Origin of the sequence: Silvibacterium dinghuense (assembly GCF_004123295.1) — a bacterium.
GTDB classification, from domain to species: Bacteria; Acidobacteriota; Terriglobia; order Terriglobales; family Acidobacteriaceae; genus Silvibacterium; species Silvibacterium dinghuense.
On the sequence record NZ_SDMK01000002.1, the window covers coordinates 1,126,850 to 1,151,842 of the forward strand.

The window sequence follows — 24,993 nt, forward strand, 5'->3', positions numbered from 1 at the left end:
CCTAAGCCTATACCCGCATTCCTCTACCCGAAAAGGCGCTTTATACAACGCCTGGCCGCCGTTTCACCAGCACGCTGAGCCGTTCAGCATCGATATCGTTCAATCTCCGGCCAATCTCCTGGGCTGCATCGATCGAACGCTGCGCCCATTCCCTTTGCCTGGTTGCTGAGGACGGCTCCACATTTAAGCCGGCGGACAGGCTCACCACGGTCATCTGATTACGCACGATATCTTCGACGACCAACCGCATCTCGCGGATCGTAGTCTGCCGAACCAGCCGCTGCCGATGCCGCACCACAAAGAAGATGACACCGTGAATCACCCCAACGCACGCGGCAGCGATCGCAGCTGCCTCCCAGCGTAACTGCTGCTGGTGGAAAAACAGCAGCGGCACCGCAAGGATGACTACAATTCCGGCCGCACTGAGAATTAATTCCAGATATTTCAAGAAGAAGCGCAAGCAGTCCTCACGTTATACTTTCAATTCCGGAGTGACACTATTCATCCGTGGAAAACTGTCCTCTGTCAACAGGCGAATGGCCAATATTCCCATGCACTTGCGAAGCATTTGACCCACCTGCCAAATGCTTCGTAAAATGAAGTGTCAACACGACATCAGCAGTTTGGCGGCGTAGCTCAGATGGTTAGAGCGACGGACTCATAACCCGTAGGTCGATGGTTCGATTCCATCCGCCGCCACCAGTGACTCCTCACCAAAAACTGAAGCATACAAAGGGCGCACAGCCGCAAGGAGCAGTCCGGCGTGCTGCTGAGTTCGACCTACGGGTATGAGCCCGTCGCTCTTTCCCGTTGCTGCACCACCCTCTCTGCGACAGGCTGATTCCGTTGGAGTATCATCGGATGCAACGGACCTCTGTATTCAGCCCATGTCGAAAGCATTTAAACGCTCCGTCCTCGCCGTCTCCGTCGCTCTTGTCGCCATCGTCTTCCTGGGCGGTTTTCTTACAGGAGGCGTAAACGCCGGCTCGCAAGCCGATGGCGTTTATCGCCAGATGGGCGTCTATGAAGAAGTTCTGCACAAGATCCAGAGCGACTACGTCACGGAGCCTAGCATCAATGACGTGACGACCGGGGCCCTCCATGGCCTTCTGGAATCGCTCGATGCAGACTCCAGTTATCTGACCCCCGCCGAATACAGCGCCTATAAGGCGCATGCCAACGAAGAAACGGCACAGGTAGGCCTGCTGGTCTCGAAGCGCTACGGATATGCCACCGTCGTTGCCGTGATCCCCGGCAGCCCGGCCGATAAGGAAGAGCACATCATGGACGGCGACCTGCTTGAGGCTATCGGCGGCAAGTCTACGAGCGATATGTCTCTCGCCATGATCCGCCTCAGCCTCGAAGGCAAGCCGGGAACCGATGTGACCTTCTCCATCGTGCGTCCAGGCAAGCCGGAACCGCAGAAGATCACGTTGACACGCACCAACATCACCGCTCCTCCGCTTGCCGAGCAGCAATACGAGAACTCCTCGATCCTCTATCTCAAGCCGGGAACGCTCAGCAAAGACCGCGTCAATGAGATCGAAGCGAAGCTGAAGGCCATGCCGAAGAATGGCAACAAGAAAGTGCTGCTCGACCTGCGCGATGTCGTCGAAGGCGATTCCGATCAGGCGATCCGGCTGGCAAACGCGTTCCTGAAGTCCGGCAATATCGCCTCCCTCTCTGGCCAGAAGTTCTCGAAGCAGACCTTCAACGCCGATCCGGAAAAGTTCATCACCGACGCGCCGCTGGTTATCCTCATCAATCACGGCACCGCCGGCCCGGCCGAGATCGTCGCCGCCGCCATTCTCGATAACAAGCGTGGCGACCTCGTTGGAGACCGCAGCTTCGGCGAAGGCGCCATCCAGAAGACCATCGAGATACCTGACGGTTCGGCTGTCATTCTCTCGGTAGCCAAATACGATTCGCCCTCGGGCAAGGCGATTCAGGACACCGCGGTCACGCCGAACATCATCGTGACGGAAAGCATCGATCAGTACCTCGCCGAGGAGAGCCTTGACGAGTCTGAGCAGCCCACAGAGCGAGTGCAGCCAACCACCGATGACCAGCTCACGCGGGCTCTTGACGTTCTGAAGCAAAAGGCCGCCTAACCGCAAGCGCGGCGGCTCTTGCGGTTGCCGGTAGAACTTCGGCAACCGCCGCAGCACCACACCTGGATCAGGCTCCGCAACTGGACCATACTTTCTGAGTCATCGTTTCTTGATGTATCCCGGACCAGGGCACCCGCTGCGGTTCGGCTAATTCGCTTGCGGGAGAGCTTTTGAAATCACGCGGTCCATGGACACCCCCTCCCACCGCCTCTCCAGCCCGGCAGAAGACGGCTCCCAGCCGTAGCCCCAAAACCACCGCCCAAACCACCTCCAAGACCACTGCCGGCACATCCGCGTCCTTCTGCCGTCCGCAGGCAAAACGCCGCAAAATCGCGGGTAATGTGGCTCTGGCTCTTATGGCCGTGCTGGCCATTGCCGTCGGCTCTCTCAGCGGCCTGATGCTGGTGTACTCGGTGAACCTGCCTCAGATTCAGGATCTCGAACGCTATCAGCCTGACACCATCACCGAGCTTTACGACGTGCATGGCCGCCCATTCGGCTCTTTTGCCCTCGAGCGGCGTGTCGTGGTCGATTACAACAGCTTCTCGCCCCTGTTGCGGCAGGCGGTCATCTCCATCGAGGACAAGAACTTCGAGAGTCATGGAGGCGTGAATGTCTTCCGCGTTCTCGGTGCTATCTATCACGACATCGCTTCCAAGGGCCGCGCACAGGGTGCATCCACACTGACGATGCAGCTGGCGCGCAACCTCTTTCTTTCCAGTGAGCGCACCGGCAGCCGCAAGCTGCAGGAAATCTTTCTGTCCCTTCAGATCGAGCACGCCTTCACCAAGGAACAAATCTTCACTCTCTATGCCAACCAGATTGCTCTTGGCCATGGCACTTTCGGCTTCGAGGCAGGGGCACGGTACTACTTCTCGAAGCATGCCAAGGATTTGACCCTGCCGGAAGCAGCGCTGCTGGCAGGATTGCCAAAGGGGCCGAGCGAGTTCTCTCCGATCTCGAACCCGGATCGCGCTTTCCGCCGCCGCAATCAAGTCATCAATGCCATGCTCGAGGACGGCGCTATCACGGCAGCGCAAGCCGATGCTGCACGCACGGCCCCGCTCGGCCTGCATCTTGAGCCGCCGCCCAACTCCATCGCTCCCTGGTTTGTCGAAGAAGTACGCCGCGAATTGGAACGCCAGTTCGGCGCCGATCGCGTTCACGAAGCCGGCCTCAAAGTTGAAACCACCCTGGACCTCGATCTGCAGCAAACGGCCAACCGCGCTGTCCTCGATGGACTGGCGGCTTATGAACGCCGCCATGGCTGGAAAGGGCGCCTGCTGAATGTCCCCGCAGGCGGTCTCGACATCCATACCTTCCGGCATCCGGACTGGGTAGAGACTGCTACTCCCGACATGTACATGCACGGGCTCGTCACCGGCATTCTGCCTTACCAGGCGACGGTAAAGCTTGGGAATCGCGACATCGTCCTTACTCCGGAGAGCTGGTCATGGACCAGGTTCAAAACCGCTCCTGAATTTCTGCACCTTGGCGACATCGTCTATGTCCATATCACCGGGCAGTCCGGCAACGAGCTCTCCGGCACGCTCGAGCAGGACAGCGGCGCACAGTCTTCGCTGCTGGCCATGGATAATTCGACCGGCGATGTGCTCGCACTGGTCGGCGGACGTGACTTCAACCTGTCGCAGTTCGACCGCGCCACGCAGGCCGAGCGCCAGACCGGCTCCTCTTTCAAGCCTTACGTCTATACTGCGGCGGTAGAAGACGGCGCCACGCCCGGCGAGATGATTCTCGATGCGCCCACGTCCTTCGGCTCCTATACCCCACACAATTACGAAGGCAATTTCCTCGGTGCAATCACGCTCGAGCGCGCGTTTGCCGATTCCCGCAATATCCCCGCACTCAAGCTCGCGCAGCGGGTCGGCATACACAAGGTTATCGATGTCACTCACCAGTTCGGTGTTACCAGCAATATCCCGGCCTTTCTGCCCGTGGCTCTTGGTTCCGTCGAGATCAATCTTCTCGAGCACGTGGCTTCCTACTCTGTCTTTCCGAATGACGGCATCCGTGTCGCGCCGCGGCTGATCCGCAAGGTCACGACCTCCGACGGTATCCCACTCACCGAGCCTGCGCCTGAAGTGAAGGAAGTCACCTCCGTCAAGACAGCCCGCACCATGATGACTCTGCTCAAATCCGTCATTGCTCCGGGGGGCACCGGAGCCGATGCCATGGCGCTTCACCATCCGCTCGGCGGCAAAACCGGCACCACCAGCGATTACACGGATGCATGGTTCATGGGTTTCTCGCCCTCGGTCACCTGCGGTGTCTGGGTCGGCTATGACAACCGCCAGTCGCTCGGCGACAAAGAAACCGGCGCGCACGCTGCGCTGCCGATCTGGATGGACTTCATGCGCGCTGCCATCGCCGATAAACCGGATGAACACTTCCCCGGCGATCTATCCGCTCCACTGTTGGCCAACACCCAGCCTGCATCCAGATAAAAAGACGCCGGCCATTGCGGCCAGCGCCTTCCTCCTACAGCAACCCAGGTTAAAAGTGCCAGATCAGGTCGCCTGCAAAGGTGAGCTGCGTGGTTTTTGTCGGAGCGCCGTTTGTTGGAGCATCGAAAGCCGGTTTGTCGTACGAGTGATCAAGCCGTAGTTCCGGCCGGAAGGTCACCGTACTCCCGATCCAGTAATTCATTCCGACCATGTGCTCTGAATAGAGCGTCGCAGTACCCGTCCGTTGCCCCTTCAGATCGTTCACAAACTCGTTGCGAATAGTCAGAGAGGTGTGATGGTTGTTCCACTCATGCTCGATGTAGTTCACTGCGGCAAAGTCCGGAGCATAGCAATGGGTTGCCAGAGGATTGCACTGCGCGCCGTTTGCGCCAGTGATCAGGGAAGGGCCTGTGATTTCACCCGCATTCGCGCCGACGTTCGCATTCGCACCGTAGCTGATACAGGGATTAAGCCCATAGCAGAGATTGGGAACATCACGTTCGTACTGATACCAGGCCTCCGTATCGGTGTGCCAGGTCGCATTGAACTTGTGATAGTAGGTGAGGTAATACGCGGAGATATTGTTGTACGAATACTTCGCCGAATTCAGTGAGTTCGCACAGAAGTAGAGATTGTCTCCGCCTGTATGCCATGTATAGCCCGCACAGGCATTGCCGGTAAGCTTCGCATATTTCGTCCAGGGCGCGGCTTCGCAACCACCTGAGACACCCCCTTGCACTGTCCAGTGATCGCTCAGCTTGGTGGTTACGTTCACACCGTGCTGGGTGTAGCAGTCCACCGTATAGAGCAGCGAGTGGCTGTAGGTGTAGTTATTCGGAGCCAGCTGCGCCTCGATATCCGGCAGGGAAATATAACGGCCGACACGGATATCCGTACCCTGCCCAATGTGCGGCAGATAGAAATCCAGGTAGTACATCACCGGGTCATAGCCATACGTGTTGTTGTTCTTGAGCAACTGCTGGCTGAAGACGCCATACGCCGTCGTATAGCGGTAGTCGAGACCATACAGGCTGGTAAGGCGAAAGCCCCAGTCGAAGTGATCCTTCTGTACCGTATCCGGAAGCCGCTCGAAATACAGCGCCGCCTGATCGAGTTGAATCGAATTCGGAATGACATCGTAAGCTGCCGGCGCATTTGCAAACTTCCCCTGATTCGAAGTGCTGGCGTTATAGCCAATATCGAACCAGCCATAGGTTTTGATCCGGCTTTTTGCGCCATTGATCGCCGTCATCAGCGGATAGGTGTTGTAGTCAGGTGCGCCGATCACCACCGTACCGCCAATTGGCCAGTCGGCACTCGGAAAGGGCGGAGAATTCAGCGGTGCGGGCGTACCGCGGCGCTCGGGCGCCGGAGCGGCTGGCGCAGTGCTCGAACTGGACGTCCAGTCATCGAGATACGCGTGCCCCAGGCGCGTAAGGAATCCGCGCTGCGGCGCAGGAGCGTCCGGCGTGGCGCTGCTCGCATCTCCACTCACGGAGCTACCCGCTACCGTGTCGTCACTGGATACCACCGAAACCGCTTGCGCAGAAGCCTGTACAGAAAAACAAGCTGCGGACAGGATAAACATCGAAGAATAAAACCGTTGAAACTTTAGGAAGCCCATGACTCTCCACGAACGTATGCGCACGCGAATCATTCGCGCACTTCCTCAATCTACGGAGCAAGCCATAAGCACGCCCTAAATAGGGCATAAAGGCTTCATAAGTAAGCCTGCATGCACCGAGCGCACGCTATTGATATCCTTGAAGGATGAAACGCGTTGTTCTCTACAGCCAGCCCGGCTGCCCTCCCTGCTTTGCCGCCAAGCAATTTCTCAAGAGCCGCGGAGTGCCGTTCGAATACAAGGATGTACAGGCAGATCCTGAAGCACTGCGGGAGCTGGTTGCGCTGAACAGCCGCAGCACCCCCACGATCGTCGTCGAAGAGGAAGTGATGATCGGTTTCGATCCCGACCGCCTGAGCATCCTTCTCGGCTAACCCGCTCCCCGGATACCGGCGCAGGCGCGTTTTCCGAATCACCTCCGTGCCGCTCCATAGCGGCATCCTTCCCCAGCCCTTCCCTATTCTGCACCCCGTCACTTCTCCGGTTCCTCTTCTACGGCACTCGCCGATTTCGCGATCACTTCGCTAAGATAGCTCTACTTTTCCAAACACCATTTCTGTACGCCGGAGATTGGCCCTGCGCGCTATCTTCCTCAACTACCGGAGAAATGACTCAGAAGGCGAGGCCGGACGCCTCTTCGATGAGCTCACCCTGCACTTTCCGCAAAACACAGTCTTTATGGATGTTGCCGCCATCGAACCAGGACGCGATTTCCGCAAGGCCATTGACCAGAGCATCGTCTCCTGCCAGGTTCTGCTTGCCATCATCGGCCAGACATGGCTCTCTTCTGCCGACGCGGATGGGCATTTGCGTCTGGAAGATCCCGATGATTTTGTTCGCCTGGAACTGGCCTCGGCTCTGCGCCGGGACATTCCTGTAGTCCCGATACTGGTTCGCGGCGCACGCATGCCCCGCGCGGAGCAACTGCCCTCAGACCTGCGGGAACTGGCATACCGGAATGCCGTCGAGCTTACCCATGCACGCTGGAAATCCGATGTACAGGTACTGGTTCACGCTCTGCGTCCTTATGTCGAAACGCCCATCGGAGCAGCACCGGCGGCTCTTCAGACACAATCCCCCGCTCCGGGAACTGCAGCAGCCACACTGCCCGATCATCCTGCAGCCACGACTTCACTCTCCTCCGAAATCGTCGATCACGCCGCCCACCAGCTTGCTTCCTTCATCGGCCCGCTTGCCAGCCATCTGGCGAGGAAAACGGCACGCACCTGCACATCCCCGGAAGATCTCTACACACGCCTTGCTCAGGAGATCGAGTCCGAACCTGACCGGGCGCGTTTTTTGCGCGCCTGTCGCGGCTGAATACGGTCTATTCGCCTTCGATCATCCGCAGCGCCTTGGCCAGACTGATCTGCATACGCTGGAAGGAAGCCGCGACTACCGCAATCTCGTCATTGCCCACGATCCGTACAGGCGGCACATCCTTCTCACCACGGCTTACGCGGTCGGCCGTCTCCGAGACCACACGCAGCGGACGGATGACAAACCAGTAAACCGCCGCGTCCAGTGCCACCACTGCCAGCACCAGGGTGATCACCAGAAAGATCAGCAGCCGTTGCCAGGCTTCATTCGCAATCCTGATCGGCACAGACTGCGGCACGGAAATAATCTGAGCCGCTACGATTTCATCCTTCTTCCAGCCGAATCCGTTGTCCGATCCATAGACGGTCAGCATCGCATGCGGAGCGGCTGATGGTACGCTGTGACATTCCAGGCATGGTTGCGCCGCCCGGATAGGCCGTGCCAGATAGAGCGAAGTTCCACTCGGCGTCAACCGGTCGCCGATCACCTCCGTCTGGTCAGGATGATCGCGCAAGGTGTGCACGATATCCGCCTCCCAGTCCGTTGCCCGATCCTCGGGGTTCGTCGGATTCAGCGTGGCTTCCTTGTAGGTGTAATCCGGATACTGCCGCCGCAGCTTGTCGAAGGTTGTCGTCGCTCCGAAGGCCGGTACGGTCTCGGCCAAAAAGTGCACCCGGTGACGTGGATTCTGCTGCAGGAGAGGAGAGAGATCGGCCGATGTATAGTCGCGGACAGCCGTTGCACTGGCCATCATCAGGTGCGCTTCCTCGAGCACTTCCCGACGCGCATTGCCCATCAAAAACGAATAAGCAAAGTGCGCAATCAACACGCCGCCGATTCCAAAAACCAGGAGCAGAATCAGGTTGAATTTGACCAGAAGCTTCATCGACCACTCTTTCTCTTTCCGTCGAAGCAACTTTTGTGCTGGGGGAGCGAACCCTTATAGCACGATTCAGCCATAAGTCAGCAGAGGTATCGGGAGATTCGCCTGTCGTTTGATTTGCTCGCTCCCTGCCCGGAGCGGAGGGAACGATTGCCAAGCGCACGCTCACCAGCTAGGCTAAGGAGGAGCAACAGCCTTTCACAGGCTGGCCTCGCTGCCCGATGCGGGAGTGGCGAAATTGGCAGACGCACTTGGTTTAGGTCCAAGCGGAGCAATCCGTGGGGGTTCAAGTCCCTTCTCCCGCACCAGCTTTTCTCAGAACTATTTTGGAACTGAGGCTCGACAGGCATGGAGCCTCTGCCAGGATCGGGTTTGTCCGGATTTCCGGCGGTTGCCTGCGATACTCTGAAGGCATCATGCAATCCAATCCGCCACAACCCAAAATCGAGCTGGCCAAGAGCGAAAAGTATCAGGAGACCTACGCCAACAGCGTGCAGGTCCGTGCCAGCGTGTGGGATTTCTTCCTCGCCTTCGGCATCGTCCGTCAGGACTCTCCTGAACAGGTCAACATTGAAAACAGCCAGGGCATCTATCTCAGCCCGCAGCAGGCGAAAGCTCTCTGGAACCTGCTTGGCCAGAATCTCGTTCAGTACGAGCAGGCCTTCGGCACCATTGCGCTTGAGCCGCATACCCAGCCGGTTCCTATCCCGCGCGGCCCTGTTCACTAGGTCGTATCCCCATATAGAAAATGGAGATGTTGTCATCCCACCGCTGCGCGAAACAGTCTTGTCTCGCGCGGCAGTGGGAGCTGCAGTCCTGTTCCGCTCCGCAACAATCCAGCTTGCCACAAAAGAAAGCGGAGGCCGAAGGCCTAGACGGCCAGCGCCGTCCTGCGCACAGCAGACGGTCAAATGCTATTGAAGAGCGTGCCCTGTCCGTCGATGGCGGCAATCAGATCCGTGAGCGATGACTGCTGCGTCTCGGCCGAGCTCAGCTCGGTAGCGGCCGTGGCTGTATCCGTTTCAATCAGCGAGTTCTGCGAGGACTTGAGCTGCACTTCCTGGTCCTCGCTGGCGGTGCTCGCCGCTGTCAGCGCGTCAATGGAGTTGTCGATCACTGCCCGCTGCTGCGTAACATAGTCGAGCGAGGTCGTGAGAGCCGAGAGGTCGGAGGTGGCAGTCGACGACACCGTACCCGAAGAAAAATCGGCAATTAGCGAATTCAGGGTTCCGAGCACATCGGCTCCCGAAGCGGTGAAGATCTGGTTCCCTGGCACATTCGTCTGAATCTTCTGCCCATTCGCCGTTTCGACATAGCTGACATCACTATCGCCGTTGTAGGTAACCGTCGCCGGCGAAGTGCTCGAATCCAGGGTAAAGGGTTCCGTCGTACCCTGGCTGCCGGAAAAGAGATACGTTCCCTGGTAGCTAGTATTTGCCAGCGAAAGCACCTCGTCGCGAATTCCCGTCAGCTGCGTGGCGATTGTCTCCAGATTGCTGCTGTTCAACGTTCCATCATTGCCTTCCGTGGCCAGGGAAACCGCCTCATTCAACTGCGACACCACACTGCCAAGCGTGCTGTCGGCCACCTGCAGCATACCCTCAGACGAAGATGCCGTCTGCGAAAAGGTGTCATCGGTGCTGATACTGCTGGACAGTGTGATATTCAAGGCAAAAGCAGTCGGATTATCGCCAGGCTCGTTCACCGTCACACCGCTTGAGATCTCATTGGTGATGGCCTCTTCATTGGCTGTTGTCGTATCGAGCGCCGACACGGTGTTGTATATGTAGTGGGGATCTACGCGCATGCCTGCTCTCCTCTTTTGCAAAAGGCTGATCTTGTCGCCACAGGCTGCCGACTGCGTGCGCCTGTCTATGGTTTTCGTTGCCCTGCTCTAGCTGCTGTACGCCGTTTCCACACCCAGATTGAGCGCAGACAGCATGACCGAGTCGAGCGTGCTGAAAAGCTTCGACGCCGCCTCGTAGGACTGCTCGAAAGTCTCGAGCGAGGATGCCTCGTCATTCAGGTTGACGGAACTGAGCGAACTGACCTGGGTCTGCAACTGTGTAAGGGAATCCTGCTGCGCCGTATTGTTGACGGTCGCATCGGAGACCATCGTGCCAAGCGTCGAGATCATCGCCGAATAGTAGTCTGTCGGCGTCGAACCATCGACGATCGTCTGGTTTTGCAGGTTCACCATATCCAGCAGATTGGTGTCGTCAGAGGAACCTTCGCCGGTAGCCGCGGCTGCAATCTTGTCGGGATCGGTCATGGCGACAGAGATCGTGGATGCGGCGCCCGTCGAGCTGGTAGGCAGCGTGAAGATGGCTGTGCCTGCATCACCATTCACATCGTCGCCCGCCTCATTAACCGTGTTCACCTCGGTGCCGAAGTCGTAGGCCAAGGTATCGAGCGCGGTGCTGATCTCGGGAATATCCTGATCGCGCACCTCGAGCAGACCGCCGAGCTGACCGCCACCGGAGGCCAGATCGGTGGTCAGATCATTACCTTCGGAGTCATAAATATGGGTCACGCCATCGCTCGAACCGGTGGTCAACGCATAAGAGCTGCCTTCGGAGACCAGCAGAGCGCCGCTCGAGGTCGTAATGGACAGGCCGTTGTCCTCGGTCGTGACCTGGTGAATGCCGATCAGCGAGGAGAGCTGCTGAATATCTTCTTCGCGCTCGTCCTCGAGTGTTCCAGCATCGCTGTTCGGGCTTGTTGACTGGATCTGCTGATTCAACGAGGCAATCGCTCCGGTGAGAGAGTTCACCTGCTGGACAATGCTCACGCTCTCCTGATCGATCGAGCTCTGCTGCGCCGACAGCTGCGACGCTGCGTTCTGAAAGTCATTGGCCAGGGTATCGGCGCTCGACAGCACGCTCTGTCGCAGCGTGGTGCTGGAAGGGTCTGACTCGAGCGACGAGAGCGCGTCGAAGAAGGACGTCATATCATCGCCAATTCCGCCGGTCGTGCTACTGCTTGTCGAGGTCGAATCTGAGGTCGAAGTCGTGGTCTGATCGAAGATCTCCTGCACATCATCGAGCGCCGACAGCCGCGAATCGGTCGCGCTGGCGGCCTGGTTCTGCTGTTGCAGATCCTCCTCGAGCACGGGGTCCCGCTGCGAGACACCGCCGGTCATCGTCGTGCCGTCGCCGACCAGCCCCTGCTGGAGCGTGATCGGATCGTTCTCCTCAAAAGTCGCCACCTCGCGGGTGTAGCCGGTAGTATTGGCGTTCGAGACATTGTTGGAAACAACTGCCAGCGCCGCCTGATCTGCCTCAAGGGCGCCGCTTGTAATGCTGTAAGCCATATTCAGTGTCGCCATTGCCGTCTATCCTTCCCCGCCAATCTGTCAGACTGGTACCACCCTGCTATGTACACTCCAGCTATATGCGTTTCAGTTATGCGCGCTCCAGGCGGACATGATGTGCCCGGCGCAACAGCCGCAGATTCCGCGCCGTCTTCTCAAGCAGCGCGCCAAAGATTCGGTGTGCCTGCATGAGCTCGCGGGACGGGACAGTGCGCTGTCCCGTCGCGGCCAGCGCAGAAGCCTCTTCGAGGAGTTGCTCGAGGACCGGGCGATCCACATATGTCAGGGCCCGAATCGCGCGCTCTTCGAGTTCGAGCAGGGACTCCACCCGCATTCCGTCACCCACAACCGCCATTCCCGAAGCTGTTTCTGCACCCGTCACATTCCAGAAACTCATCCGTTCGCTCCACCCAGCATGTGTTCGATCACCTTGCCGGCTACTTCACTGGAAGGCACACTGTAGGTGCCGCTTGCCAGCGCTGATTGCATTGCGGCGACCTTTTCGCCGCGCACCTCGGACGCCGTACTGCTGGCCGCACTGGCCGCAGTTCCGGCGGTACTCAGCGAGGCCGTATCGATGGTTGCCTGCGATGCCGATGCGAACTCTGCGCCAGTTGCTATTGCAGAATGCGGGTCCGCAGTATTACCTGCCTGCGCTGCGCCGGAAACCGCACCGCCCTGCAGGAAATCTCCAGAAATCTTCATAACTTGCTCCTCGCTTTACCTTATCGGCAACAGCTTGAAGCACTTTAGTAATTTGGAGCGGCCTTCCCTCCCATATTTCCCATTTTGAGATTCGCACTGTCCGAAGCGACTTCAGGCGACGTATCGGAGGCTCCGAGCTGAGAAAGAATCTTCGTCGCGATACCGAAGCCTCCGTGCTCGGAGAGCGCTTTTCCAAAGATCTCCGAGCCCAGACTCATCAGTGTCGACTCGCTTCCTTCCTCTTCGTCATCATCCTGGCCATCGACATCATTGGAAAACAGCGGATCCTTCTGCAAGGGCTTGAGAAACTCCTGCATCAGGCTCGACTCAAATTCGTGCGCCGCCGAGCGCAGCTTCTCCTGCTTCGCCGGGTCCAGGGCCGAAGCCATGCCATTTGCCGCCATTCCAGAACTCACCTTCTCGATCACATGACCTCCAGTTCCGCTTCCAGTGCTCCTGCCTCTTTCATCGCCTGCAGAATCGAAATAATGTCCCGTGCCGTTGCCCCGATCGATTGCAGGTTCTGCACCAGGTCATCGACCGAGGCTCCGGCCTTCAGTTCAATCCCACTGGCCGGCTTGTCCTGCGCCTGAATCGAGGTCTGCTGCACCACCTGCGTGGTGCCCGCGCTCATAGGCCCAGGCTGAGAGACCTGATACTCGCTCACCACATTCACCGAGAGGCCACCGTGGAGAATCGAAACTGGCTGCAGGCGCACCTCGCCGCCGATCACCACCGTCCCCGTCCTTTCATTCACAACCACGCGGGCACGTGGATAGACACTCACCTCGACCGCCTCGATCTCCGCCAGCAGCTCCGGGATATCCTCACCTTCCCGGGCTGCAATCTCAATGCTCCGGCTATCGACGGCGTGCGCCACGGTGCGTTTGAGCTGCGTGTTGATCGATGAGGCCATTTCCTCCGCAGTCCGGAAATCCGGATCGTTCAACAGCAGCGTCAGATGGCGCATCTTGCTTAAATCAAGCGGCACCGAACGCTCGACAATCCCTCCCGACGGAATGAGCCCGGTGGTGGGATGGTTCAGAGATCGGCTGTTGCCGTTGGTGGCGACCGTATAACCGCCCAGCACCAGCGGTCCCTGCGCTTCGGCATAGATCTGCCCATCGGGACCATAGAGCGGCGTCATCAGCAACAGCCCGCCCTCAATGGAGCGTGCATCTCCGGCCGAGGAAACGGTCACATCCAAACGGTTGCCGGGCTGAGCAAAGGGTGGCAGAGTCGCAGCAATGAAGACGGCAGCCATGTTTTGAGTCCGCAGCGACGAGGTGGTGGAGTTGTTGGGTAGATTCACCCCCATGCGCAGCAGCGTCGAGATCAGGGTCTGAATGGGAAAGACGGTCTGCGTACTGTCACCGGTTCCCTTCAGGCCAACCACGATTCCATAGCCCACGAGCTGGTTATCACGAATGCCTTCCACCGAGGCAATGTCCTTGATACGTGCCCGCTTGGTCGGCACCGGTGTTGCAGGTTGCGATGGAGACAAGACCGCAGCTCTCTGCGTTCCAGCGGCCCCAGGAGAGCCTGCGACCTGAGCCAGTAGCTGCCCGCAGACTGCCAACGCAAGCATTCCCAGCAGGAAAAACACAGCTCTGCTCAGTCCTGCCATCCCCCTGCTTCGTCTGACCACTTCCTCAGCCCGCATTGCCTTCTCCTCTGCCACCCTTGTCAGCCTTGTTCAGAACACCAGCAGCTTCATCAGGAAGCGCACTACCGGGTTCTGGCGGTAGGTGTAGTCGTTGACGATGCCTTTGCCCACCACCTCGAGCTCAAGATCAGAAATGCTTGTTGAAGTCACCTGGTTGTAGTTGCTGATATCTTCCGGTCGCACCAGCCCGCGCAGCTTGATGGTCTGCGTCTGCTGGCTGAAGGAGAGCTCGCGCACCGCCTGAATGACCAGCATCCCATTGGGCAGCTCGTCGACTACCTCACCACCGATGGTTGTGCTCAGGCTCGAATCCGTCACCGACTGGCCCTGCGCCGTCAGCCCCGAAGACGAGGACTGGTTCAACAGATTGTTGAGCGCATTGCCACCAGTCAGCTTGCCCAGCAGTTCCGTCACATTCGAGGCTGCCGTTGTGGCGCGCGAGTTCTTCACTGTGCCGTCGGTCGACGCAGTCAGGCTCTCCGAGACCACGATGGCGATCGGATCGTGAATGTGCGCGGCCCGCACATCGCTGCTCAGCCGCGTCATCCGCCCGTTATCCACCCAGATTGAGCCGGGAGTGCGCGTGACCTGAGGAATCTCGGCCCTGACCCGCGCAATATACGCATTGAGCGCCGCATCGGGCGGTGTCTGCTTCGATGCCTGTGGCTGCTTCTTCTTGCTCTTGTCTCCGAGCGCCAGCGGCACCAGCAACAGACAAACCAGGCAGAGTGTTACGCAGCGATCGCTTCGTCTTCCGCGTCTCTGAGTCATGGCCTGCTCCAGCCTGCAGGCGCAGACAACTCTACGGAACCGGGTCCGCGCACGACTCCGCGCAACAGCCATCCGCTTCCCAGGCGAACCACAATCTCTCCCCCGATCGGCGCCGACTGCGCCGCAACGCCACTCAGGCGAATGTGCGCCGTGCCATCCTGCCAGACCGTCACCGGCATGCCGGCCTTGACCACGATCGGCGCCGGCAACGCTTTAGCCTCCGCATAGCCGAGAGGCTCTTTCAAACGCTGACCGATGGGATCAAGTTGAAGATGCGCAGGCCACTCCGGATGAGCGCAGTCGCGCATGCGGAGCCAGTCGCGGCGTGTCGTAGCGTCGTGGACGACCGCCTCGACGCGCTCTCCCGTGCAGCTTTTATTTCCCGCGCCAAGAAGCATGGCGGCCAGCAGCCATGGGACACTCATGGAGGTGTCTTCCTTTACTTGATCATGTTGTTGACCTGGCTGTACATGTTGTCGGCCGCGGTGACCACCTTCGAGTTGCTTTCATAGGCCCGCTGCGCCAGCACCATCTGTACAAAGGCACCCACCACGTCAACATTCGAATTTTCGAGATAGCCTTGCTGCAGGGTTCCCACGCCTTCGGTGCCCCCGGGATTGCCCAGCACGGCATCGCCGGAAGAGAGCGTCGCAGTGAAGAGATTCGAACCGATGCTCTCGAGACCGCCCTGATTCGTAAATGTAGCCAGCTGGATCTGGCCAAGCTGCGATGGATTTGTCTGCCCCGGCAAGGTTGCATTCACCACGCCGTACTGGGTGATCGTTACCGCAGTGGCCGTGGTCGGAATCGTGATAGCCGGCACCAGCTCATCGCCTTGCGCATCGACGATCGTGCCCTGGTTGTTCAGAAAGAAATTGCCTGCCCGTGTATACGCAAGCGTGCCGTCCGGACGTTGCACCTGGAAGAAGCCATTGCCCTGGATAGCGAGATCGAGGGGATTGTTCGTCTGGTTCAGATCACCCTGCGTCATGATGATCTCGGTAGCTGCAGACTTCGTACCAAGACCAATCTGCAGACCAGCGGAAACCGTCTGCTGGCTTTGCGCCGCGCCCGGTGTGATCAGGTTCTGATAGATCATGTCCTGGAACTGCAACGAACGCTGGCGAAAGCCTACGGTTGAAGAGTTCGCCAGGTTATTGGCAATCGTGTCGAGATTCAGCTGCTGCGCGCTCATACCGCTGGCCGCCGTATACAGTGCCCGGATCATTGCCTTCCCGCCCTCCTGCCTGCCGTTTGCGACAGGCCATGTTTCCCCTTGTTTCTGCTGCCGGTCCCGTCTTCCATTCCGTCAGCGCTTCACTCTTAAACCTTCGGCAGCACTTCGCTCGCAGTCTTGTCGAGATTGCCGTCAAAAACCGTCAACGCCTTCTGCATCATCTCGGCCTGACGCTGCACGAGAATCAGCTGCAATGTTCCCTCGATCACATCCTGGTTCGAGCCTTCGAGCGCCCCCTGCCGCACCTCCGGTTTTGCAGCGACCGGCTTGGCCTTGCCTGCGGGGGCATAGAGGCTGGTGCCCTCAGGGTTCAGGTCTTCGGGCGCCGCAAAGTTCCATAGGCCGAGCGTCGTCACCACCGCTCCATCCACCGAGACTTCCCCATCAGAGCTGACGACAAATTCACCGACCGGCAGCGTGATCGGCTGATTTTTGACATTGAGCACCGGATGTCCATCCGCCGTCATCAGCACTCCCGCTGACGAGCGTTGGAACTGTCCGCTGCGCGTGTAGCGAATGCCGTTCTCCGTCTGCACCGCGAAGAAACCTTGCCCTTGCAGAGCAAGATCGAAGGGATTACCGGTCGGAGCCAGAGCTCCCTGGCTGAGGTTGAGTACATTGCCGGCGAGAATGCCGAAATCATTCACCGTCCGGTTGAGCTGGGAACCCAAGGCATCGGGTCCCATCACAGCGCCGCGAAAGAATTCGCGTTCGGCGCGGAAGCCGCGGGTGCTGGCGTTTGAGAGATTGCTGGCCGCCGCATCGAGCGCCTCGGTGCGCGCCAGCAGGCCGGAATATGCTGCGTAAAATCCACTGCTCATGTCGATCCCTCACGGAAGAAAGTTGCAAAACATAGACCGGAAGACCGGTCATGAGATAAGGGAGCTCTAAGAACGCTCGGAGAAGTCCACGAGGGCGGCGATGACATCCTCACTCTCCTGCTGCGCTTCCGCCACCGCATCTTCCTTTGGCCACATCCGCAGCCAGAAGTAGCGGTCATAGCGCACCAGCCGTGCAGCAGCCGGCTGAGCACGCTCCACCTGCCGAGCCAGCGCAGCAGCGAGCGCCTCCGGCGTCACCGCCTCCAGCAGGCGCGTCCGCGGAAACGGTACTTCCAGCAAGCGGTTCCGGCAGCGCGCAAAGAGGGAATCGGGCAAGAGACCGACCTCGGCATGCACCCCGGTCAATCGCTCGAAGGCCAGCACCAGACGATGATCGATACCCGACTCAAAAGCAAGATGCAACGTGCCCATCGCCGACCAGCGCAACGGCAATACCCCACAGGCATCGATGAGAATGCGCGGCAATGGAGGCCGCGACAACACACGCGCATCGAAATCCCCGGTGAAGACGGGACTGTTCCACTGCAGGCTGAGCGTTTCCGTTACCCGCCGCTCGCTCAACCCGGCGTGACGCGTCAGCCACGCCCCGATGCGCATATCCACACCTTCCCGCTGCGCAACCAGCGCACGCTGCAGAGAGGACTGATCGATCCAGCCGCGCTGCAGCATCATCAACCCCAGCGGTACGCGATGACGATAGAGTGCGACCGGCTCTCCATATCCGCTCATTTCCCTCGCCACCAGCATCCGCATCCGCTCCACCGTGCAGCCCGGACTACAGGTCCATCCCCCCTCTATCTGCGGTACCCCGCGATTTCTCCAGAGGTGAACCCTGCCGCTCCGGCAGCCGGGATGCGCACAGGCAGGAAACAGCGGCGCGCCCCGCTCCGTGCTCTCCTGCATGCCTTGGGAGCGGGAGCCTAAACCCCACCAAGTTCCACCTAGAAGAGGCATCGGATGCTCTCCAGACGCCTCTCGGCCGTAGCGACCTCGGTCACATTCAGACCAAAATTCCCATCCACCAGCACCACCTCTCCGCGAGCAACGATACGATCGCCTACGAGCAGATCTACTGGCTCCGCGATATGGCGATCGAGCTCGATCACATCGCCGGGGCCAAGGTCGAGGACCTGATTGAGAGACATCTCCCGCGAGCCAAAACGCAGCGAGGCCTCGAGCTCGATATCCACCATCAGCTCCACACCAGGCGGCAGCGAGGCTGGCTGGCCGCTGCCGGCCGAAGCAGCAGCCGATGTCGGTTCCGCCGATATTACCGGCTGCATACTCTGCGTGCGGTCGGCCACCGCGACAAGCATCCTTGCCTCACCGATCACCACCTCGAGCGCAACAGCCGGGATACCTCGTTCCCATGTGCTCTTCTCCGCTACCCCGGCAGTCGCATGGGCTTCGCCCGCAAGAGCCGCCTGCGCAGCCTGAGCAACCAGCCCCTGCCAGAGCTCGATCTCCCAGTCTTCAATGCTTGCGGCGGCTTCGGAGGCCAAACCTGCAGCCACCAGCAGCGCATGCAGGCCGGCTGTCTCCGCCATCACCAGCATTGAGCCCGCCACCGAGCCCGTGCAGCGTATCTCGAAACACAGAGATGCTCCAGACAGCGGCAGCTGCTCGGCCGGCTCGATTCGCATCTCGGCAGAAACCTCGCGCGCCAGGATGCTGGCAGCCTCTGTTGTCCATCGCCCGGTCAGGCTTTTCTTCGCGTCCATCTTCGTTCCTGCCTCCACATCGATCTCAACAGCCCTGAAGCTTCCGCCTCCGCCGACGGCGGCTATGCCTTGCGCTCACCCAGCTGCGCACCACGATGCTCGCCGTAGCGCACCGGCATGGCCTCGTACAGTGGCACCCCGGCAATGCGCATCTGCGGCCGCACGGTCGCACTCATGGGAAAACGCAGCAGCGATGGCATCGCCATCTCCTCGATCTGCCTCGCCGGCACGCGAAACGCCGGCAACTGCAGCGCTGCGCCAACCTTCGTCTGTCCCAGGCTGCGGCGCAGCCGCGCACGGATCTCCGGATTATGGCTGCGCTGACGCGTCCAGTCCCCCACCATCCGGTGCAGGATGGTATTCGATACTACGGCGGGAAAAGCCAGGTTCATCAAACCGCTCGCTGCCTCAAGCTTGACCTCGAAGTTCAGGCAGAGCGTCTTCTCCGAGACCGGCATGAGATGCGCAATCTGCGTCTGCATCTGACGCTGCTCATAATGAAAGCTCAGCCCCACCGGCTCCCACGCCGCGCTCAACTCACGGCAGATGATCTCAATCACGCTGGACAGGATCGCCTCTTCGATATCGGTCAGCTCGCGCAGCTGCCCGGCTGCTCCCTGACCGCCCAGCAGGAGATCGATGATGGTCGGCGCCGGCGCCATCTCCAGCTGCAGAACGGAGATGGCGCGCAGAGGCTCGAGCCGAACCGAACAGACATACGAGAGCGCCGGAATGCGGGCAATAAATTCGTTGAACGGAATCTGCTCGGCCGAGACCAATGTGACCTGAAAGGGACTGCGAAGCCATACGCTGAGATAGTGGGTCAGATTCCGCGCAAAGATATCGTTCAACAGGCTGATGGCCCGCATCTGGTCATTGCTGATCTGCCCGGCGCGGGAAAAGCTGTAGGGCTGGACACGGCGCTTCGGTACAGCCGGAGCATCCGCTGCCGGCGCAGGCTGTCCAGCAGAAACCTGTGGTGACTGCCCCTGCGCCGCCTGAAAGAGCGCGTCGATTTCATCCTGCTTCAGTGTTTTGTCTTTGCCCGGCTTATCCGTTCCCGATCCCATCCCCGCCCCTTTTCCCCTTTTATGCCTTTCCTGTTCTCATCCCTGCCACCGCCATGGAGTTGCGCCTGCGATACCGCTGCAACGCTGCGCCTGCCCCTCACACCTCTTGCCTCTCCTGCTTTCCGCCTCTTCGCCCCCTCGCGACCGGACCACGGCGAAAGGCGGAGAGATGACTGCGCAGATGCAGCACGGCCGAAGCGTGAATCTGCGAGACCCGCGATTCCACCACGCCCAGAGTCAGACCAATCTCTTTCATGGTCATCTCCTCGTAGTAGTAGAGAGTCATCACCAGGCGCTCCCGCTCCGGCAGCTGATCGATAGCCTCGGCCAGCCGCGACTTGAGCTCGCCGCGCAGACACCGGAAGAGCGGATCATCCTCGGGACGATTCGGAATATAAGCCAGCTCTTCTTCTCCCGAATCCTCCGAACGCTCAGCATGCAGTGTGCCAATCTCGAGTCCCTTCAACTCACCCAGCAACTGCTGGTACTCGCCCAGCTCCATCTGCAATTCCGCCGCGACTTCGTTCTCCGACGGGCTGCGCCCCATGCGTGTGGTCAGTGCGCGGATCGCCTCTTCAACGGCACGCCCTTTGCGGCGCAGATCGCGCGGACTCCAGTCGAGCGTGCGCAGGCTGTCGAGAATCGCCCCGCGGATGCGGAACTGCGCATAGCTGCGGAACTGTACTTTTTTATTGGGATCGAACTTCTGCAGCGCATCCATCAACCCCAGCACTCCTGCGCTCACCAGATCCTCCATCTCCACGTGTTGCGGAAGCCGCTCATGGATACGCCGTGCGAGAAAGCGCACTGTCGGCATGTGGTCCAGCATCAGCCGCTCCTGCTCGGCCGAAAAGACGATTTCCTTCCCGGCAGCCGCTCCGCTATCAGGAGAGATCCCTGGGCTCGCCTCTTCTCCAGATCCATACTCTGCCGCGCTCAGGCTCCCACCTTCCACATCCAGCCGGGGCTGGCGCGTCGCTGCGCCTGCAGCCTGCACGGGCAGCTTCTTCCACCCACTGCCTCCCTGCCGTCCCGCCTCCGCTTGCTCCCCATCACGGCCCATACTTTGCATGCCTGCCGACTTCCCTTTCCCCGTTGCCCTGGCCCATGAAATCTCTCAGCGCACCAGCCCCACCGGCCGCATCCGAATGTCCGGCGGAATCTCGGCCGGAGCGACGACTGCCAGGCGCGGCAACACCGGCTCAAGCCACCTCCGCAGGTAAAAACGCGCCGGACTCGGACAGAGAAGCACGGGAGGGGCCGAAGCCGTGGGAGGCCCGATGAGCTGTTTCACAGAATCGGCCAGCCGCCGTAAACTGTTGGCTGGACGGCCCTCTCCCAGCAAGCGGGTCGTCGTCCCTTCGCCCTGCAGTAATGCAGGAAGCTCTTCTTCGATGGCGGCATCGAGTGTCAGCACGCGCAACGTCCCATCGGCATCGAGCCATGGCTGCAGAATTCTCCGTCCCAGAGCACGACGCGCGGCTTCGACCAGAGCGGGCAGTGACTTGTTGGCAGGAGCGGTCTCGAGCAGCGCTTCGAGAATCGTTCCCAGCTCCCGTATCGAGACCTGCTCGCGCAGCAGCTGCTGCAGCACGCGCTGTATCTCGCCGAGCGTAAGCACCTTCGGCACCAGTTCCTCGACCAGCTTCGGATGACTCTCGTTGAGCGAGTCGAGCAACCGCTTGGTCTCGGAGCGCCCCAGCAGCTCGTGCGCATGGCGGCGAATCAGCTCTCCCAGATGTGTGGTGATGGCGGTTACCAGATCGACCACGGCATAGCCTGCGGCTGTTGCCTGGTTTTCGAGTCCGGGCGAAATCCATCGCGCCGCCACCCCGAAGGCCGGTTCGCGTGTCTCCTTACCGGGAACCGGGCGCGGGTCGGCCTCCGCACTCACCGCGAGCAGCAGATTCGATTCGGTCTGCCATCGGCCAATCTCCAGACCGCGCAACGAAATGACGTACTCTCGAGGCCGCAGGCGCAGATTGTCCGAAATGTGAACAGGCGGAATCAGGAAGCCTAGCTCCGCCGAAAGACTGCGCCGCAACGTACGTACCCGCGACAACATCTGGCCGCCCTGCTTTTCATCGACCAGCGGAATCAGCTGAAAGCCAATCTCAAGACTGAGTTCATCGCTGCGCGGCAAGGCGATCGGCGAGTCGGTCGCGGACTTTGCGCCAGCACCCTGCTCACGCCCTGTTGCTGTGCTCTCCTGTTTTGCCTCACCGCGAAGTCGCCGCGCTGCCACGAGCAGCACCATGGCCAACAGCAGGAAGGGCAGCTTCGGCAGTCCCGGCACCAGGCAGAGAGCGCCCATGACCGCTCCGCCTACGTAGAGTGTCGGACGGCGGCGGAAGAGTTGCGAGCCCAGTTCGTCACCAAGCGCGCCGGATGAAGAGGCGCGCGTCAGCACGATACCACCGGCCACGGAGACCAGCAGCGAGGGGATCATCGTGACCAGGCCATCGCCGACCGTAAGGATGGTGTACGTGCGCACGGCCTCGTCGAGTGGCGCCCCCTGCTGCAGCGTGCCGATCAGCAACCCGGCGACAATGTTGATCGCGGTAATCAGAATCGTCGCCAGCGCATCGCGCTGATTGAAGCGCGCCGCACCATCCATTGCGCCGTAAAATTCAGCCTCCTGAGCCACAGCCTGTCGCCTTGCCCGCGCTCCGGCCTCGTCGATAAGCCCGGCATTCATATCTGCATCGATGGCCATCTGCTTGCCGGGCAGCGCATCGAGGGTGAACCGCGCCGTTACCTCGGCCGTACGCACCGCGCCATGGCTGACGACAAGAAACTGAATCGCGATCAAGGCCAGGAAGAGCACGAATCCCACCACGTAATTACCGCCGACAACGAACTGTCCGAAGGACTCAATCACATGGCCAGCAGCGGCCGTTCCTTCGCTGCCATGCAGCAGGATACGGCGGCTCGAGGCAATGTTCAGCGACAGGCGGAAAAGCGTCAGCAGCAGCAGCAGCGTAGGAAAGACCGAGAGGTCGACAGCCTTGCGCACCTGCACTGCGGCCAGGAAAACCAGCACCGAAGCGGCCATGGACATGGCCAGCAGCAGGTCCATCAGCAGCGCCGGAATCGGGATCAGCATCACGAAGATCACGCTGATCGCGCTTAACGGCAACACCAGTTCGCGCGCGCCGCGCAGGGCTTCACGCTTCTTGACTGCGGGAGATACCACGGTACGGCTCATTGCCTCTCTCCATCGGTGGCCTGCGGAAGTGACGATGCCTGACCAGGCAGCATCGGGGAAGGCTCGGTACGCGCCGACTCCGAATTGCGAGAAGCCGCACGACGCTGAGGCGTATTTCTTTGTCCTGCGCGCTGCTCCTCGGCTCGCATCCGCGCGGCCTGCTCCTCCCGCAGCCTCTCTTCCACCCTCTGCCGATAGAGATAAGCCAGGATCGCCGCGACCGCTGCGTAAAGGTTGTAGGGAATGCCCTGGCCGGGCTCGAGCGAGTGATAGAGAGAGCGGGCAAGCGGCGGATTCTCAACGATTGGAATTCCCGCCCAGCGCGCCTCTTCACGGATCTGGGCTGCAATCAGATTCCGCCCTTTCGCCACCATCCGCGGCGGCTCCATCGTTTCGAAGTCGAAGCTGAGAGCCACGGCATAATGCGTCGGATTCGTGATGACAACCGTCGCACGGCGTACATCGGCCTTGAGCATGCGCCGCCGCATCTGCCGGCGCAGCGACCGGATGCGGCCGCGCACCTGGGGATTGCCCTCGGTCTGCTTATGCTCCTCGCGCACCTCTTCCTTGGTCATGCGCTGGCGCGACTCCCAGCTGCGCCACTCGACGATGTAGTCGACCGCCGACCAGGCAAAGAGAATCCACGCCGTATCGAGCAGAATGTTGTAACTGCCGGAAAACATCTCCAGCAGCTGACTGCTCGAGAGCAGCGGCAATGCTGCCTGCGCATATACCCGGCGCATGGCAAAAAACACCAGCACCGCGGCTGGCAACAGCGATCGCGCCAGCCGCGCCAGGCCACGCAAGGAGAACAGCCCCTGCATACCCTGTACGGGATTGAGCCTGCCCCAGTGCGGACCCAGCGGCGTCACGCTGAAGGAGATGCCGCGGACCTGCGCCGCAGCGGCAAAAAGCGACGCCGAGAATGAGGTCAGCAGAAGAATGCCCACAGGCAGCATCGGAGCCAACATCAGCGCACGCAGCCGTACAACCCAGGCAGCGGTATCCATCTCCACGTTCCCCACCGGCGATGCAGACGAAGCGATCACCGCAAGCGTATGAGCAAGATCCGTGATCCATGTGCCAGGCCAACCTGGCGCGATCCGCGCCAGAGCCAGCAGTGTAGCCAGCATGCCACAGGCCGCCACCAGATCACGGCTGAAGACACGGTCGCCTCGCTCGGTCGCTTTCTGACGTCGCCTCGGCGAAGCTTTTTCTGTGCGCTCGCCACTCATCGTGGCACCGCCATCTGTTGCAGCAAAGACTCACCGGCATCGAGCAGCGACTCGAAGTGCAACTCCAGAAAACGGGGCCAGAGCGCAAGACCAGCCAGCATGGCTCCATAACCAACCAGCGTTTTTATCGGAATCGACAGCATCATCACCGGCAATTGCGGCGCAACGCGCCCCAGCACCGCAATGCCGACCTCCACCAGCAGCGTTGCCGCGATCACCGGCGCAGCCAGCTCGAGCGCAGCCAGCAATACTCCGCCCAGCCGTGCCACCACCGTGAGGCCGTTCTCGCCGCTCACCCATACCGCGCCCGGAGGCGCGACGCGAAAGCTGCGCACCAGCGCCATCAGCAGCTCGCGATATAGCCCTGAGGCAAAGAGTATGAGCGTGCCAAAGAGAGAGAAGAGCTGGCCAAGCAGCGGTGTCTGGTAGGGAGCATAAGGATCGAGAAGATTTACCAGCGAGAAGCTGAACTGGAAGCCAAGCACCTGTCCCGCAAAGAGCAAAATCTCGCCGAAGAGTGTCAGTTCCAGGCCAAAGAGCGAGCCGGCCGCCATCTCCCCGGCAACAGCACGGAGGCTCACCCCTATAACCGGAACGGAGTGCGCCGCGGAAGGGAGCGGCATGGCTGCAGCAATCGGAGCCACTAACAGAGAGACCAGCAGTACGAAGATCACCTTCAGCCGCGGCGCAATGACTTCAGAAGAAAAAATTGGAGCCGTAACCATCAGGCAGCTGATGCGAATCATGACCAGCAGTATGGCGGAGAGATACGCAGGCCAGCCGCCCGGCAGTGACTGAGGAACAGCAAGCAGCGCATCCATG

Annotated in this window: 25 protein-coding genes and 2 tRNA genes; 7 read left to right on the forward strand and 20 right to left on the reverse strand. The window is 60.1% G+C overall.

From position 1 onward, the window contains the following. Positions 1-40: 40 nt before the first annotated feature. Entirely contained in the window at positions 41-448 is a 408-nt protein-coding gene (locus ESZ00_RS13855; protein ID WP_129208835.1) for a hypothetical protein, read from the reverse strand. 177 nt (positions 449-625) lie between these two features. On the opposite strand from ESZ00_RS13855, the gene ESZ00_RS13860 reads away from it, so the two are divergent. From ESZ00_RS13860 to ESZ00_RS13870, 3 genes are all read left to right on the forward strand, one after another. Continuing rightward, positions 626-702, forward strand: a tRNA-Met gene (locus ESZ00_RS13860). Positions 703-887: 185 nt separating this feature from the next. Further along, positions 888-2,111 (forward strand): S41 family peptidase, encoded by a 1,224-nt coding sequence (locus tag ESZ00_RS13865; RefSeq protein WP_129208836.1) that lies wholly within the window; start codon positions 888-890, stop codon positions 2,109-2,111. Positions 2,112-2,281: 170 nt separating this feature from the next. After that, entirely contained in the window at positions 2,282-4,576 is a 2,295-nt protein-coding gene (locus ESZ00_RS13870; protein ID WP_373283932.1) for a penicillin-binding protein 1A, read from the forward strand. Between the two features lie 49 nt (positions 4,577-4,625). On the opposite strand, the gene ESZ00_RS13875 is transcribed toward ESZ00_RS13870, so the two are convergent. Further along, positions 4,626-6,071: an outer membrane beta-barrel protein gene (locus ESZ00_RS13875; protein ID WP_164981516.1), complete on the reverse strand. Its 1,446-nt coding sequence runs from the start codon at positions 6,069-6,071 to the stop codon at positions 4,626-4,628. A gap of 275 nt (positions 6,072-6,346) precedes the next feature. On the opposite strand from ESZ00_RS13875, the gene ESZ00_RS13880 reads away from it, so the two are divergent. Both ESZ00_RS13880 and ESZ00_RS13885 read left to right on the forward strand, forming a co-directional pair. Then, on the forward strand, positions 6,347-6,574 hold the full coding sequence (locus tag ESZ00_RS13880) for a glutaredoxin family protein (RefSeq protein WP_129208838.1): 228 nt from the start codon (positions 6,347-6,349) through the stop codon (positions 6,572-6,574). A 196-nt stretch (positions 6,575-6,770) separates the two neighbouring features. Beyond that, entirely contained in the window at positions 6,771-7,520 is a 750-nt protein-coding gene (locus ESZ00_RS13885; RefSeq protein ID WP_164981517.1) for a toll/interleukin-1 receptor domain-containing protein, read from the forward strand. A 7-nt stretch (positions 7,521-7,527) separates the two neighbouring features. Here ESZ00_RS13885 and ESZ00_RS13890 read toward each other — a convergent pair whose 3' ends face one another. Then, positions 7,528-8,406: a Tll0287-like domain-containing protein gene (locus ESZ00_RS13890; RefSeq protein WP_129208840.1), complete on the reverse strand. Its 879-nt coding sequence runs from the start codon at positions 8,404-8,406 to the stop codon at positions 7,528-7,530. A 220-nt stretch (positions 8,407-8,626) separates the two neighbouring features. On the opposite strand from ESZ00_RS13890, the gene ESZ00_RS13895 reads away from it, so the two are divergent. Both ESZ00_RS13895 and ESZ00_RS13900 read left to right on the forward strand, forming a co-directional pair. Next, positions 8,627-8,711, forward strand: a tRNA-Leu gene (locus ESZ00_RS13895). A 108-nt stretch (positions 8,712-8,819) separates the two neighbouring features. Continuing rightward, a complete protein-coding gene (locus ESZ00_RS13900; RefSeq protein WP_129208841.1) occupies positions 8,820-9,131 on the forward strand; it encodes a DUF3467 domain-containing protein in 312 nt (103 codons plus the stop codon). 179 nt (positions 9,132-9,310) lie between these two features. On the opposite strand, the gene ESZ00_RS13905 is transcribed toward ESZ00_RS13900, so the two are convergent. The 17 genes from ESZ00_RS13905 to ESZ00_RS13985 form a co-directional block, all read right to left on the reverse strand. Continuing rightward, positions 9,311-10,210: a flagellin N-terminal helical domain-containing protein gene (locus ESZ00_RS13905; RefSeq protein WP_129208842.1), complete on the reverse strand. Its 900-nt coding sequence runs from the start codon at positions 10,208-10,210 to the stop codon at positions 9,311-9,313. 87 nt (positions 10,211-10,297) lie between these two features. After that, the gene (gene flgK / locus ESZ00_RS13910; protein ID WP_129208843.1) at positions 10,298-11,731 is read right to left on the reverse strand and encodes a flagellar hook-associated protein FlgK; all 1,434 of its coding nucleotides are present in this window, start codon (positions 11,729-11,731) and stop codon (positions 10,298-10,300) included. A gap of 76 nt (positions 11,732-11,807) precedes the next feature. Further along, positions 11,808-12,113, reverse strand: a complete 306-nt coding sequence (locus ESZ00_RS13915) for a hypothetical protein (RefSeq protein ID WP_129208844.1) — start codon at positions 12,111-12,113, stop codon at positions 11,808-11,810. After that, complete coding sequence (locus ESZ00_RS13920) at positions 12,110-12,421, reverse strand: flagellar biosynthesis anti-sigma factor FlgM (RefSeq protein ID WP_129208845.1); 312 nt, start codon at positions 12,419-12,421, stop codon at positions 12,110-12,112. The genes ESZ00_RS13915 and ESZ00_RS13920 overlap by 4 nt, the downstream gene beginning before the upstream one ends. A gap of 44 nt (positions 12,422-12,465) precedes the next feature. Next, a complete protein-coding gene (locus ESZ00_RS13925; RefSeq protein ID WP_164981518.1) occupies positions 12,466-12,849 on the reverse strand; it encodes a hypothetical protein in 384 nt (127 codons plus the stop codon). Then, positions 12,846-13,925: a flagellar basal body P-ring protein FlgI gene (locus ESZ00_RS13930; protein WP_308419075.1), complete on the reverse strand. Its 1,080-nt coding sequence runs from the start codon at positions 13,923-13,925 to the stop codon at positions 12,846-12,848. The genes ESZ00_RS13925 and ESZ00_RS13930 overlap by 4 nt, the downstream gene beginning before the upstream one ends. 192 nt (positions 13,926-14,117) lie before the next feature. Then, the gene (locus ESZ00_RS13935) at positions 14,118-14,858 is read right to left on the reverse strand and encodes a flagellar basal body L-ring protein FlgH (RefSeq protein WP_129208847.1); all 741 of its coding nucleotides are present in this window, start codon (positions 14,856-14,858) and stop codon (positions 14,118-14,120) included. Then, entirely contained in the window at positions 14,855-15,283 is a 429-nt protein-coding gene (locus ESZ00_RS13940) for a flagella basal body P-ring formation protein FlgA (RefSeq protein WP_129208848.1), read from the reverse strand. Before ESZ00_RS13940 ends, ESZ00_RS13935 begins: the two co-directional genes overlap by 4 nt. 14 nt (positions 15,284-15,297) lie before the next feature. Beyond that, positions 15,298-16,086, reverse strand: coding sequence for a flagellar basal-body rod protein FlgG (gene flgG, locus ESZ00_RS13945; protein WP_129208849.1), 789 nt, complete (start codon positions 16,084-16,086; stop codon positions 15,298-15,300). A gap of 95 nt (positions 16,087-16,181) precedes the next feature. Then, positions 16,182-16,916 carry a flagellar basal-body rod protein FlgF gene (flgF, locus tag ESZ00_RS13950; protein ID WP_129208850.1) on the reverse strand — a complete coding sequence of 245 codons (735 nt, stop codon included), beginning with the start codon at positions 16,914-16,916 and terminating at the stop codon, positions 16,182-16,184. A 66-nt stretch (positions 16,917-16,982) separates the two neighbouring features. Further along, entirely contained in the window at positions 16,983-17,666 is a 684-nt protein-coding gene (locus tag ESZ00_RS13955; RefSeq protein ID WP_129208851.1) for a hypothetical protein, read from the reverse strand. Positions 17,667-17,878: 212 nt separating this feature from the next. Continuing rightward, entirely contained in the window at positions 17,879-18,658 is a 780-nt protein-coding gene (locus ESZ00_RS20340; RefSeq protein WP_229741281.1) for a FliM/FliN family flagellar motor switch protein, read from the reverse strand. A 62-nt stretch (positions 18,659-18,720) separates the two neighbouring features. Next, positions 18,721-19,728: a flagellar motor switch protein FliM gene (locus tag ESZ00_RS13965; protein ID WP_129208852.1), complete on the reverse strand. Its 1,008-nt coding sequence runs from the start codon at positions 19,726-19,728 to the stop codon at positions 18,721-18,723. Positions 19,729-19,825: 97 nt separating this feature from the next. Beyond that, entirely contained in the window at positions 19,826-20,800 is a 975-nt protein-coding gene (locus ESZ00_RS13970; protein ID WP_229741283.1) for a FliA/WhiG family RNA polymerase sigma factor, read from the reverse strand. Positions 20,801-20,845: 45 nt separating this feature from the next. Then, entirely contained in the window at positions 20,846-22,936 is a 2,091-nt protein-coding gene (gene flhA / locus ESZ00_RS13975; RefSeq protein ID WP_129208853.1) for a flagellar biosynthesis protein FlhA, read from the reverse strand. Then, positions 22,933-24,171, reverse strand: a complete 1,239-nt coding sequence (locus ESZ00_RS13980) for an EscU/YscU/HrcU family type III secretion system export apparatus switch protein (protein WP_129208854.1) — start codon at positions 24,169-24,171, stop codon at positions 22,933-22,935. Before ESZ00_RS13980 ends, flhA begins: the two co-directional genes overlap by 4 nt. Continuing rightward, a complete protein-coding gene (locus ESZ00_RS13985; protein ID WP_129208855.1) occupies positions 24,168-24,992 on the reverse strand; it encodes a flagellar biosynthetic protein FliR in 825 nt (274 codons plus the stop codon). Before ESZ00_RS13985 ends, ESZ00_RS13980 begins: the two co-directional genes overlap by 4 nt. Position 24,993 lies beyond the last annotated feature (1 nt).

Coding starts and splice junctions, on each gene's coding strand:
- ESZ00_RS13865 (WP_129208836.1), top strand. CDS start 888: ATGTCGAAAGCATTTAAACGCTCCGTCCTCGCCGTCTCCGTCGCTCTT.
- ESZ00_RS13880 (WP_129208838.1), top strand. CDS start 6,347: ATGAAACGCGTTGTTCTCTACAGCCAGCCCGGCTGCCCTCCCTGCTTT.
- ESZ00_RS13890 (WP_129208840.1), bottom strand. CDS start 8,406: ATGAAGCTTCTGGTCAAATTCAACCTGATTCTGCTCCTGGTTTTTGGA.
- ESZ00_RS13900 (WP_129208841.1), top strand. CDS start 8,820: ATGCAATCCAATCCGCCACAACCCAAAATCGAGCTGGCCAAGAGCGAA.
- ESZ00_RS13905 (WP_129208842.1), bottom strand. CDS start 10,210: ATGCGCGTAGATCCCCACTACATATACAACACCGTGTCGGCGCTCGAT.
- flgK (WP_129208843.1), bottom strand. CDS start 11,731: ATGGCGACACTGAATATGGCTTACAGCATTACAAGCGGCGCCCTTGAG.
- ESZ00_RS13915 (WP_129208844.1), bottom strand. CDS start 12,113: ATGAGTTTCTGGAATGTGACGGGTGCAGAAACAGCTTCGGGAATGGCG.
- ESZ00_RS13920 (WP_129208845.1), bottom strand. CDS start 12,421: ATGAAGATTTCTGGAGATTTCCTGCAGGGCGGTGCGGTTTCCGGCGCA.
- ESZ00_RS13935 (WP_129208847.1), bottom strand. CDS start 14,858: ATGACTCAGAGACGCGGAAGACGAAGCGATCGCTGCGTAACACTCTGC.
- ESZ00_RS13940 (WP_129208848.1), bottom strand. CDS start 15,283: ATGAGTGTCCCATGGCTGCTGGCCGCCATGCTTCTTGGCGCGGGAAAT.
- flgG (WP_129208849.1), bottom strand. CDS start 16,086: ATGATCCGGGCACTGTATACGGCGGCCAGCGGTATGAGCGCGCAGCAG.
- flgF (WP_129208850.1), bottom strand. CDS start 16,916: ATGAGCAGTGGATTTTACGCAGCATATTCCGGCCTGCTGGCGCGCACC.
- ESZ00_RS13955 (WP_129208851.1), bottom strand. CDS start 17,666: ATGAGCGGATATGGAGAGCCGGTCGCACTCTATCGTCATCGCGTACCG.
- ESZ00_RS20340 (WP_229741281.1), bottom strand. CDS start 18,658: ATGGACGCGAAGAAAAGCCTGACCGGGCGATGGACAACAGAGGCTGCC.
- ESZ00_RS13965 (WP_129208852.1), bottom strand. CDS start 19,728: ATGGGATCGGGAACGGATAAGCCGGGCAAAGACAAAACACTGAAGCAG.
- ESZ00_RS13970 (WP_229741283.1), bottom strand. CDS start 20,800: ATGCAAAGTATGGGCCGTGATGGGGAGCAAGCGGAGGCGGGACGGCAG.
- flhA (WP_129208853.1), bottom strand. CDS start 22,936: ATGAGCCGTACCGTGGTATCTCCCGCAGTCAAGAAGCGTGAAGCCCTG.
- ESZ00_RS13980 (WP_129208854.1), bottom strand. CDS start 24,171: ATGAGTGGCGAGCGCACAGAAAAAGCTTCGCCGAGGCGACGTCAGAAA.
- ESZ00_RS13985 (WP_129208855.1), bottom strand. CDS start 24,992: ATGGATGCGCTGCTTGCTGTTCCTCAGTCACTGCCGGGCGGCTGGCCT.